An 11,745-nucleotide genomic window follows, 5' to 3' on the forward strand; every position below is an offset into this window, starting at 1 on the left:
GCCGACAAATGAAAAAATAACCAAATGAAAAAGATATTTAACTCGCTGGCCGTTTTGCTCCTCATCTCAGGAGCTTCCTACGCCCAGCAGCCACAAAATAGAACCACAGCCACAAAAATAGCTGATGTTTTAGCCCAGCAACCCGCTGAAGAAAAAGAAAAATTTCTGCTGGCCATGCATGAGCTAGAAGGATTTACATCCGACGATATTGTCGCTTTCTTAAAAGGACTAAAAGCCCCCGGCAGCAACAACGCGCCAATTGAATTTGCTGCCAACAGCTATTCCTTCTATGTGAACCAACCTGGGAAGGAACAGCAAAAAAGAGTATTTGTCGAAGGGCTTGCTAAAGCACTGTCGCAGCTCAGCGAACCCACAAACCAGGTGTTTGCATTACGTCTATTACGTCAATGTGCTGACAATTCAGCTATCCCCGCTGTCGCAAATTGCCTTACCAACGATTATCTGGCGGATGCCGCCGCAAGAACGCTCGTTTCCATAGGCAGCAATGAATCTGCTGCTGCCTTAGAAAAAGCACTGTCCACTTCCGCTACAGAAAAGACCGCTATCGCTATTGTCACTGCTCTTGGCGACTTAAAAGTTAAAAGCACCGAAAACACTATTTTGGAGCTCACCCAGAAATATAATTCAGATAGCTTCCAGCGTACTGCCCTGATCGCCCTAAGTAAGATCGGCGGAACAGCTTCTGCGTCTCTATTTGAACATAAATTAGACGACGCAGCCTATGGCTACGACAAATTCGATGCGGTAGGACTGGGTATTGATTATGCACAGTCATTGATCGATAATCAGCACGAAAAGGAAGCGGTTAAATTCCTGAATAAATTTTTCCAGGAATCACAAAAAGCAAAATCCGTCAACGGGCAGTTTGCGTCTCTAAAACTGTTAGCCGCTATTGATTCTAAAAAGCAGAAAAAAAATTTATTGACTGCTGTAAAAAGTGACAACGGCGCCTACCGTAATCTTGCACTACAATTGCTCGGAAAATACGGCAATGGCGGAGATGCAAAAAGCCTGCTGTCACTCGCTAGTAAGGCTAGCCCGGACGTACAGGAAAGTGTATTGAACTACTTGGCGCACAATGGTTCGGCGGCCAGCCTAAACCAGATACAGGCGTTGGTCGCTAAGACAACATCCCCCGCCACGAAGCTCGCCGGCTTAAATGCGATACACACGCTCTCACAGGGTAAGGAAACCAACACCTTGATACAGGCGCTTGATACAGACCAGGAATTCAACAGTTCAGTCAAGGCGCTTATCCTTTCTTCAAAGGACGCGAATGCCATCAATGAGGTCAACAATGCACTTGCGACTGTTGATGACAATAAAAAAATTCAATTGCTCGATATTCTGAGCAAACGATCCAACAATGCGTCGTCTAAGGCAGTATTAGCCATAAAAACAACAAATCCAGCTGTAGAAGAAGCTATTTATAAAGCCGTGCCAAACGTGGCACAAGAATCGGATTTGGAAGAGGTCTTCAATAGACTGAATAGCACCAACGATGCAAAAGCCGCAGGATTATTACAGAAAGCAATTGTCAATGTCATCCAGTCAAGTAACAATGCGAAATCTCTGACCGGAAAACTTGCTGCAAATATCTCCAAATCGGCGGCTCCGGGCGCAGGTAAATATTTCCCTATTTTTGCCGGTCTGGGAGACGATCAGTCGCTACAGGCTGTCAAGAACTATGTCAGCAGCAGCAATCCAGACTTAAGGTCCGCAGCTATTGTCTCTTTGGCAAACTGGTCAACGGCCAACGCATTAGCGGAACTTGTATCATTGTCCAGAACAGAAACAGACGCCAATTTATTCAACACCGTCTATAGGGGACTGATCAAATCTATTTCCTCTTCAGCAAATACGCCCGACCAGAAAACACTTTTACTCCGGGACGCATTTAGTGTCGCCAAGACGACAGAACAAAAGAAAGCTGCGCTCACAGCGCTGCAGCCGACAGGTACTTATCAGGCGTTCATTTTTGCTGCCAACAACATGAATGATCTGCAGCTTGGCGAAGCCGCAGCTAATACGGCCATGAACATTGCTATGGACAATAAGCATTACGGAAGCAAAGTCAGAGAAGTACTGGAACAGGTGATCGGCAAATTGTCTGGCAGTGAAAGCGGTTATCTCAAAGAAGCAGTGGTTCGCTATCTATCCGAAATGCCAGCCAAAGAAGGTTATGTGCCGCTTTTCAATGGCAAAGATCTTACCGGTTGGAAGGGACTGGTCGCAGATCCGATAAAAAGAAGTAAAATGAATGCGAAGACACTGGCCGCCGAACAGGCCAAAGCAGATGAAATCATGCGAAAGGGCTGGTCAGTCTCCAATGGTGAGATCGTTTTCAACGGCAAAGGAGATAATCTCGCCACCGTCAAACAGTATGGAGACTTTGAAATGCTTGTCGACTGGAAATTGGAAAACTATGGTGGTGTAGAGGGTGATGCCGGAATCTATCTGAGAGGTACTCCACAAGTACAAATCTGGGATATTGCCAATACAAGAGTAGGTGCCCAAGTTGGCTCTGGCGGGTTATATAACAATCAAAAAAATGAAAGCAAACCCCTCAAGGTTGCGGATAATGCCACTGGCGAATGGAACACTTTCAAAATAAAAATGCTGGGTGATAAAGTCAGCGTCTGGCTAAACGGTCAGCTCGTCACGGACAACGTTCCCCTCGAAAATTACTGGGACCGGAATCAATCCATTTTCCCAACGGAACAGATTGAGCTGCAAGCCCACGGATCAGTCGTTTACTATCGAGATCTTTACATCAAGGAATTTCCGAGAAAACAGATTTTTAAATTAAGCGAGCAAGAAAGAAAGGACGGGTTTGAGGTTCTGTTTGATGGCACCAATCTGGATAAATGGACAGAAAATAAAGCATATGTAGTCAATGACGAAGGCTATATATGGGTCTATCCAAATGCTAAATTTGGTGGCAACCTCTACACAAAAGAAGAATATGCAGACTTTATCTACCGCTTTGACTTCAAATTGACACCGGGTGCCAATAATGGTGTAGGTATCCGTGCACCTCTGGAAGGAGATGCCGCGTACGAAGCCATGGAGATACAGGTACTTGACGATGGAGCTGACGTATATAAGGATCTAAAACCCTATCAGTACCACGGTTCAATTTACGGTGTGGTGACCGCCAAAAAAGGTCACTTAAAACCACTTGGCGAATGGAATTCCGAGGAAATCTATGTGAAAGGCAACCGCGTGAAAGTGACGTTGAACGGCACCGTTATCGTTGATGCTGATATCGCTGAAGCAAGCAAAAACGGAACCTTGGATGGGAAAAAACACCCCGGCCTAAAACGCACAAGCGGTCATATCGGCTTCTTGGGGCATGGAACAGAAGTATTCTTCAAAGATATACGGGTTAAAAGACTCAAATAATCTCCATGGCTGCAACAAAACGGGGATAAGGCATCTTATCCCCGTTTTGTTAAAAAGCAGCTTGTTAGCCGGCGAAATCCAAAACTTTTATTAAATTAACGACCTGGGATTCTAATTCAAAATATATGTTTTATGACAAAAGCCGTAAACCTACTGATTAACAAGAAATTGGAAAGCAAACCCGAGAAGAAGAATTTGCTCAATAAAATTTCTATTATAAAATTAATAGCCGAATTAGGATCTGTATCAGTAAACGACATTGTAAAAAATCTTTTTTTAAGCCTTCCGACAGTCAATAGCCTCATTGCTGAACTATTGGATGATAACATTATCCGCCAATTCGATAAAGGGGAATCCATTGGCGGCCGCAAGCCCAATCTCTACCGCTTGTGCGACGGACTGTTTCAGGTGTTGTGCATTGAGCTACAGCGCTTTTCTATTACCCTGAGTGTCATGGACAACAATCAAAATAGCATTGCCGAAACGGTTGAACTGGACAACGAACTTTCCCGTAATGCCGACAACCTTAATGACATCAGGCAGATTATTGACCAATATATTGTGGAGAGATCGATAGATATGGACAACCTGACGGGCATTATTATTAGTATGCCCGGCTTGATCAATGCGGAATTGGGCACCAATGAGACATTTTTACATGACGATAATCAATCCATTACGGCCTATTTTGAAGAAAAGTATAAAAAACCAGTATATATACTAAACGACGTGAAAGGGGCAGCCTATGCTGAACTAAAATTTGGATTAGCGAAGAACACCCGAAATAGCCTGATCATACTGATGGACTGGGGTATTGGTCTGGGGATAGTCTCTAATGGAGAGGTGTACCTGGGCAGAGACGGTTACTCCGGCGAAGTAGGCCACATGCCTTTTATCGATAATGGCGAACTCTGCTATTGTGGAAAAAGAGGGTGTCTTGAAACTGTAGCTTCAGGGATAGCACTGGTCAATAATGCCAAACAGGAAATTCAGCATGGTGAACTCACCAAGTTAAATGAACTTAAAAAAGAAGAGCTGGATCATTTAACACCCTCGCATATCATTGAGGCCGCTCACAAAGGAGATCAATTTGCCATTAACCAAATTTCAAAGTTAGGCACAAATCTGGGAAAAGCATTTGCTTCACTCATTCAGCTACTCAATCCTGAATTGATCGTTCTGGGCGGCAAGATAGCCAAAGCAAATGAATTGATTACCATACCTATACAACAAGCCATCAATTCCTACACCATGGCGATACTAAAAGAGCATTGTGAGATCAAGGTCTCCAGCTTGAATCTAGACAGCAACACCGTCGGATTGACGAACTATTTTATCACAAAATACCTGTCTGACGAACTGCTGCAGAAATCGAAAAATTAAAATTGCCCTGTACTCAATAAAACCAGAGTACAGGCTCTTTCCGTTTTAATACCATTCTCCATTGCCAATTGCTCCAGCTCCGGGTTTTCAGCTCCGGGATTAAAGATAATACGCCTCGGCTTGGTCGCCAAAATATAGTCGTAGTACTCTTCCTGATTCCGCTCACTTAGATACATGGTCACCGTATCAATGTCCGTATACACTCTATTTTTCTTCTCAATGGGGACACCTGCTGCCTCCCCGCCGCTCAGGCCGATGTTAACGATATCATGTCCATGTCTGCGCAGCATATTCGCAGCTTTATAGGAATACCTAGAAGGGTTTGTACTTGCACCTAAAATCAATGTCTTTTTCATCCGCCTAACTATATGTTTAATTTATTCGTCTATTATGAAATCACCATGGGAGCTATATGCATTCTTCCGTAAAACGGGCATGCCCAATATTTTGTATAGCTCGTCCAATTTCACCAAACTGCCGTTTGTCATATTCGAAAGCAGGACTATAACAATATTTCGTTTCAGATCCCGTACATAAATATGGCGAAAACCGTGCCACCATCCCGTATGATAGACGATATGATCGCTTCCATGTTCAAAAGTACGCCATCCGTATCCGTAGCTAAAAATACCTTTTTTTGCATCTGGGTATCCTCTATATGCCGAGTCCAAAGTCGACTGTTTCAACAAGCGTCCATCCCGGAGCGCCAGGTCAAAACGATAAAGATCACGTACTGAACTATATATCCCCTTATCGCCTAGTGGCCCATCCTGAAAATTCTGTACTACCGACCTTCTCCAGACCTTGTCGTGCCCAATCACATTGGTAGGGATCTTGTCATAAACAGCTTTAGATAATGCAGCGGTGTTTGTCATTCCCGCAACATTGAAGACACTATCCTTCATATAGGTGGCATAATCCTGCTTCATCACTTTTTCAATAATCGCTCCCAACACCATAAAATTGGAATTATTATAGAAAAAACGGCCGCCTGGAGCACCATACCTATTGGGTTTAAATTCGGTGAGCATCTTCATCACATCTTGATTAGTCATGCCCTTCTTTCTATCGGGCCAATGTTTCTCCGAAAAGTATACATAGTTAGGCAGCCCCGAACGATGTGTCAACAACATTTTAACGGTAATGCCCGGATAGGGAAAGTCGGGATAAAAATCATTGATCGTCTGATCGAGACGCAGCTTTCCTGCCTCTACCAATTTCAGAACACCGACGGCGGTAAGCGGTTTGGAGACAGAAGCCAGTTCAAACTTGTCATCGATTTTTAAACTATCTCTCTTTAAATAGTTGGCCCAGCCGAAAGTATTCTGATAGAGAATTTTGCCATCTTTGGCAATAAGCACGTTTCCATTAAATGCAGATCGTGTATGCAGGTTTTTCATGAAAGCGTCGATCCTCTGATCCGCTTCCTGTGGATTATAAACAAGTCTTGTACTGTCTATCTTTGCTTGCGCTATTGCGGCTTCTTTTTGCTTTTTCTCTTTTGAACTACAGGCGATTGTAGACGCCAACAAAAGAGCTACCATTCCCTTTAAAAAAAATAATTTCACGTAAGTATCTCCCGGATTTTCTATTTTCTGTTATATCTGCGCTCCCTCACTACTGCAGGAATGCTGTGTTTTATATCGACATTTAGTCGACCGCTACTGTCTTTGCTGATCAGAACGATCAGTTTTTTATCCCGATTCTCAATAAAGAATCCAGTTTCAGGATAATAATGCTAAAATGAAGAATTTAGTATAAAAAAACGAATTTTAGGGCAAAAAAAAGCCACTTTATTGCTAAAGTGGCCAATATTTGCTTGCCTGAGGAATTACGCCAATAATCTCACTGGATTTTCCACTAAAGCTTTTAAAGTCTGTAAAAACGCAGCACCTGTTGCACCATCCACTACACGGTGGTCACAACCTAGTGTTACTTTCATCACATTACCAGGTACCACAGCACCATTTTTTACAACAGGAACAGCTTGAATAGCTCCTACTGATAAGATGGCTCCATCCGGAGAGTTGATAATCGACGTAAATTCGTCAATACCAAACATACCTAAATTGGAAACAGTGAATGTAGATCCTTCCCAATCCGAAGGTTGCAATTTCTTCGCTTTCGCTTTCTGCGCAAAATCTTTCACTTCAGCAGAGATGTGGGATAAAGATTTGCCATCAGCAAAACGAACGACAGGCACCAACAAACCATCTTCGACAGCCATTGCTACACCGATGTTAGTATGTTCGTTAAAGCGGATTTTATCTCCCTGCCAAGATGAGTTAACGGCAGGATGCTTTTTCAGGGCCACCGCCACTGCTTTCACAACGATATCATTAAATGAAACTTTTACCGGCGCTACCTCATTGATCTGAGCACGTGCTGCCATGGCATTGTCCATATCGATGGATACGGTCAGATAGAAATGTGGTGCTGTAAACAATGATTCAGACAAACGGCGTGCGATTGTTTTACGCATTTGGTTTACAGGTTTCTCCGTGTAACGTTCTTCGCCAACATAAGTAGGCAATGTGATCGCTTTTGTCTCACTAGCCGGAGCCTCAGCCGCTTTCGTTTCCGCCGGTTTAGCTGCAGCCGGAACGAATGATTCGACATCTTTCTTAACGATGCGGCCACCATCTGCTGAGCCTTTGATATCACTCAAGTTGATACCTTTTTCTTTTGCTATTTTACGGGCCAAAGGTGATGCTTTAACACGGGCGTCGTCATTTTGATCCGAAGAGGTAGATGCCGAAACAGAAGATTCAGCCACTGCTGCCTCTGCCTTCGGAGCTGCTGCTGTTTCTGCTTTTGTAGGAGCAGACTTTTGATTTAACAATGGAGTAACGTCAGTTCCAGCAGGGCCAACAATGGCGATAATGTCATTTACCTTCGCCGCCTGACCCGCTTCAACCCCAATATACAACAAGGTACCGTCTGCATAAGCAGTCACTTCCATTGTCGCTTTATCCGTTTCTACATCAGCAATAGCATCATCCGATTTGATGGTATCGCCAACTTTAAAATTCCATTGTGCGATCACACCTTCTTTCATGGTATCACTCAACAACGGCATTGTAATGACTGTACAGCCCAAGTCTTCCGGACTAACATTACTTGCTGACGCAGCATCTGCCCCCGAGACTTCCGCTGTTTTCTCTTCTGCAGCACTTTCCGGAGCCTTTTCAGCAGCTGCAGGAGCGCTATCATTCAGTAACGACTGAAAATCCTCACCTGGTTCTCCCAAAACAGCGATAACAGCATCAATTGCGACCGCCTCGCCTTCTTTAGGACCTATATATAAAAGAGTACCTTCTTGGTAAGACTCAAAGTCCATGGTGGCTTTATCTGTTTCGATTTCAGCTACCAAGTCACCAGAATTTACTTTATCACCGACTTTTTTGTGCCATTTAGCGATGACCCCTTCGGTCATTGTGTCGCTCATTTTCGGCATTCTTACTACTTCAGCCATTCTTTGTTATATTATCAAGTTAAAGAGTATTAATCTAAAATAAATGGATAGTCTTGTTGCACATATACATCTTTGTACAATTCGTCTGCTTCCGGATAAGGAGATTCTTCTGCAAATTTAACCGACTCCTCAACAACCTTTTTCACACCAGCTTCCACCTCAGCAAACCAAGCTTCATCCGCATAGTTGTTTTCCAAAATAGCATGTTTTGTCGACAATAAAGGATCGCGGTCTTTGTAGGCTTCCAGTTCTTCTTTGGTACGATACTTTGCAGGATCTGACATCGAGTGACCTTTATAACGATAAGTACGGATCTCAAGGAACGTCGGACCTTCTCCCGCGCGTGCACGCTGTACGGCCTCATCCATCGCGTTGTGTACAGCAACCACATCCATACCGTCTACCGGAGCAGAAGGCATGTCAAAACCTAATCCCATTTTGTAGATGTCCTGCATGTTGGTCGTACGTTGTACAGAAGTACCCATAGCATAGCCGTTATTTTCACATACAAAAATTACCGGCAGCTTCCACAACATCGCCATATTAAGCGTCTCATTGAAGGCACCCTGACGTACAGCTCCATCTCCCATATAACAGATATTTACGTTATCTGTGCCCAAATATTTTTCGGCAAATGCAATCCCTGCACCCAATGGAATCTGACCACCAACAATACCGTGTCCACCCATGAATTTATGCTCTTTGGAAAAGAAGTGCATAGAACCTCCTTTGCCTTTTGAACAGCCTGTAATCTTTCCGAATAGCTCGGCCATACATGCATTTGCAGAAACGCCTTTTGCCAAAGCATGAGCGTGATCACGATAAGCAGTGATTAAAGAATCTTCAGGCCTGATCACAGACATCGTACCAGCGACCACAGCCTCCTGTCCTATGTACAAGTGGCAGAAACCACGAATCTTTTGCTGTCCATAAAGTTGACCTGCTTTTTCTTCAAACTTACGCATAAGTAACATAGACTTATACCACTCCAAATATGTCTCTTTTGTTATAGGTGTTGAACTCATTTCAAAGTTTTGATTTTCTTACTATTCTAGACCACAAATCTAATAATTTTGGACGAATTTCCTTTGCCAAAAATCAATTTTATTTATACTTTAAGACACTTCTAAGACATTTGATTTAAAGTATATAGCAATTTGTAGCAAATAAATGAACGGCACAATCAAACAAATCAAAAACTTATGAAAATAAAAAAGCCAAAGGACATCATAATCATTTGGCTTAAACATTTTTATACAAACACTTTGCTATTGCAATTTTTGAATCAGCTCGCTTTCGGTCACTTGGATCTGCTCCCCACTTTCCATGTCTTTGAGCGACAGTTGCCCTGACTTGACTTCTTCATCTCCCACCAGTAGTACATAGGGGATTCCCTTGGCATCCGCATAACCCATCTGCTTTTTCAGTTTTACCGGCGCAGCATAGAGCTCCGCAGCAATACCTTCTTGACGGAGCTTGTTCAGTAACGGCAATGTATGTACTTCCAGCCCTTTATCAAAATTGATAATCAATAGCTTGGTCGAGTCTGCCCGATTTTCTGGAAACAACTGCAGCTCTTCCAGCACATCATAAATACGATCGGCACCGAATGAAATCCCAGCTCCCGTGAGACCTTTCAAACCGAACATCCCCGTGAGATCATCATACCTTCCACCTCCGCCGATACTGCCCATGGCAACCTCGTTGGTCTTGACCTCAAAAATACAGCCGGTATAGTAGTTAAGCCCTCTGGCTAAGGTAATATCCAAATCAATGATACGGCTCAACAGTTCGGCATCTCCGCCCAATTTGGCAACATAGTCAAAGACCTCCTCAATTTCAGCCACCCCTTTTAATCCCGTAGCAGAATCTGCCAGTATTGATCTTAGTGCATCCAGCTTTTCTGTATTTGAACCTTCCAATAAAATGATCGGCTTTAGCACTTCCAGATCAGCTGCTGTAAATCCTCTTTCCAGCAATTCCTTATTCACGCCGTCCAATCCGATCTTATCCAGCTTATCAATCGCAACGGTCATATCTACGATAAGCTCAGGCCTCCCTATAATCTCTGCTATTCCCGACAGGATTTTCCGGTTATTGATTTTGATATTGAAATCTTTTAATCCAAAGCGTTCGAATGCTTCCTTATAGATTAGGATAAACTCGGCTTCGTTCAATAAGCTTTCCGATCCTACCACATCGACATCACATTGATAAAATTCACGGTACCTTCCACGTTGTGGGCGGTCCGCACGCCATACCGGCTGTACCTGAAAACGCTTAAAGGGTAATGCGATATCATTTTGATGCATCACGACAAAACGCGCGAAGGGCACCGTAAGATCGTACCGCAATGCTTTTTCCGACAGGTGTGAAATGAGTTTATTGGAGTTTTTCTCCTGAAGCAGAGCGTCCGGAGCCTTTGCCAGATAATCCCCCGAATTCAGAATTTTAAAGATTAGCTTATCCCCCTCATCGCCATATTTACCGGTTAGCGTGGTTAAGTTTTCAAATGAAGGAGTTTGTATTTCGTTGTAGCCATATTTTTTAAACACACGTTTCAGGGTGTCGAAAATATAGTTACGCCTGATCATTTCGGAAGGCGAAAAATCACGGGTTCCTTTCGCCAAAGAAGGTTTTACTGTTGCCATATCCGGCAAAGTTAATAAAAACCTTTATTCCACTTCCAGTATTTTTAGAAATTCGCAAGCTTTTTCAGCCGCGAGTTTTTCCGCAGACTTTTTATTGAAATCACGTCCCAGACCACATACCACACCATCCACCACAGCTTCGACGCTGAACATCTTGGATGATTCTCCCTCCGGATTATCCGTCTGCTGGAATACGATTTCCTTGCCGGTGTGCTGGCACCATTCAATTAAACGGCTTTTGAAATTTGTCTCTGTCTGTTCCAGAAGCTGGATATCAACATGGGGTTTGATAATGCGGTTCAGCAAAAAGTTCTTGGTAAACGTATAGCCTTTATCCAGATATACTGCACCGATAAGGGCTTCGAATGCATCCCCGAGTAACGACCCCTGTTTATTTGGGAAACTGATCATTCGCGCATCGAACTGGATCAGCTCGTTAAATCCCAATTTTCTCGAGAGCTGATTCAGATTGGCCCGGCTGACAATTTTGGAACGCATCTCAGTCAGAAAGCCTTCATCCTTATATGGATATTTTTTAAACAGCAATTCCGCGACAACAGATCCCAGAACGGCGTCACCCAGAAATTCCAGGCGCTCGTTGCTATTCTTGGCCCCCTCCTTGATTGTCACAGCGACAGACTTGTGCCTGAACGCCATCTTATACAGATGTACATTCCCGGGAACAAATCCAAGCAGGTTTTTCAGTTTTCTAACGTATTCCCGGTCGGTTGAAATATATAACTTATATATCCTTGAAAAAGGCATCTTATCTAAAAATAAGGCGACAAGTCCTACTCAAAGAACCTGTCG

The 11,745-nt window shown here is 43.5% G+C and carries 8 protein-coding genes; 2 read left to right on the forward strand and 6 right to left on the reverse strand.

Annotated elements, in window-relative coordinates:
- Positions 1-24 precede the first annotated feature (24 nt).
- Complete coding sequence (locus FGL37_RS05060) at positions 25-3,426, forward strand: 3-keto-alpha-glucoside-1,2-lyase-like domain-containing protein (RefSeq protein WP_028070657.1); 3,402 nt, start codon at positions 25-27, stop codon at positions 3,424-3,426.
- Positions 3,427-3,558: 132 nt separating this feature from the next.
- Positions 3,559-4,809, forward strand: coding sequence for an ROK family protein (locus FGL37_RS05065; protein ID WP_037533743.1), 1,251 nt, complete (start codon positions 3,559-3,561; stop codon positions 4,807-4,809).
- Here the strand turns inward: FGL37_RS05065 and FGL37_RS05070 are convergent.
- The 6 genes from FGL37_RS05070 to rnc form a co-directional block, all read right to left on the reverse strand.
- Positions 4,806-5,165 carry a CoA-binding protein gene (locus FGL37_RS05070; protein WP_028070658.1) on the reverse strand — a complete coding sequence of 120 codons (360 nt, stop codon included), beginning with the start codon at positions 5,163-5,165 and terminating at the stop codon, positions 4,806-4,808. The two genes, FGL37_RS05065 and FGL37_RS05070, sit on opposite strands and share 4 nt — an antisense overlap.
- Before the next feature lie 21 nt (positions 5,166-5,186).
- Positions 5,187-6,377, reverse strand: a complete 1,191-nt coding sequence (locus FGL37_RS05075; protein ID WP_028070659.1) for a serine hydrolase domain-containing protein — start codon at positions 6,375-6,377, stop codon at positions 5,187-5,189.
- A 263-nt stretch (positions 6,378-6,640) separates the two neighbouring features.
- Positions 6,641-8,284: a dihydrolipoyl dehydrogenase family protein gene (locus tag FGL37_RS05080; protein ID WP_028070660.1), complete on the reverse strand. Its 1,644-nt coding sequence runs from the start codon at positions 8,282-8,284 to the stop codon at positions 6,641-6,643.
- A 29-nt stretch (positions 8,285-8,313) separates the two neighbouring features.
- On the reverse strand, positions 8,314-9,309 hold the full coding sequence (pdhA, locus tag FGL37_RS05085; RefSeq protein WP_028070661.1) for a pyruvate dehydrogenase (acetyl-transferring) E1 component subunit alpha: 996 nt from the start codon (positions 9,307-9,309) through the stop codon (positions 8,314-8,316).
- 243 nt (positions 9,310-9,552) lie between these two features.
- Positions 9,553-10,935: a histidine--tRNA ligase gene (hisS, locus tag FGL37_RS05090; protein WP_028070662.1), complete on the reverse strand. Its 1,383-nt coding sequence runs from the start codon at positions 10,933-10,935 to the stop codon at positions 9,553-9,555.
- A 24-nt stretch (positions 10,936-10,959) separates the two neighbouring features.
- Positions 10,960-11,700: a ribonuclease III gene (rnc, locus tag FGL37_RS05095; protein ID WP_028070663.1), complete on the reverse strand. Its 741-nt coding sequence runs from the start codon at positions 11,698-11,700 to the stop codon at positions 10,960-10,962.
- Positions 11,701-11,745 lie beyond the last annotated feature (45 nt).

Source organism: Sphingobacterium thalpophilum, from assembly GCF_901482695.1.
Taxonomy (GTDB): domain Bacteria; phylum Bacteroidota; class Bacteroidia; order Sphingobacteriales; family Sphingobacteriaceae; genus Sphingobacterium; species Sphingobacterium thalpophilum.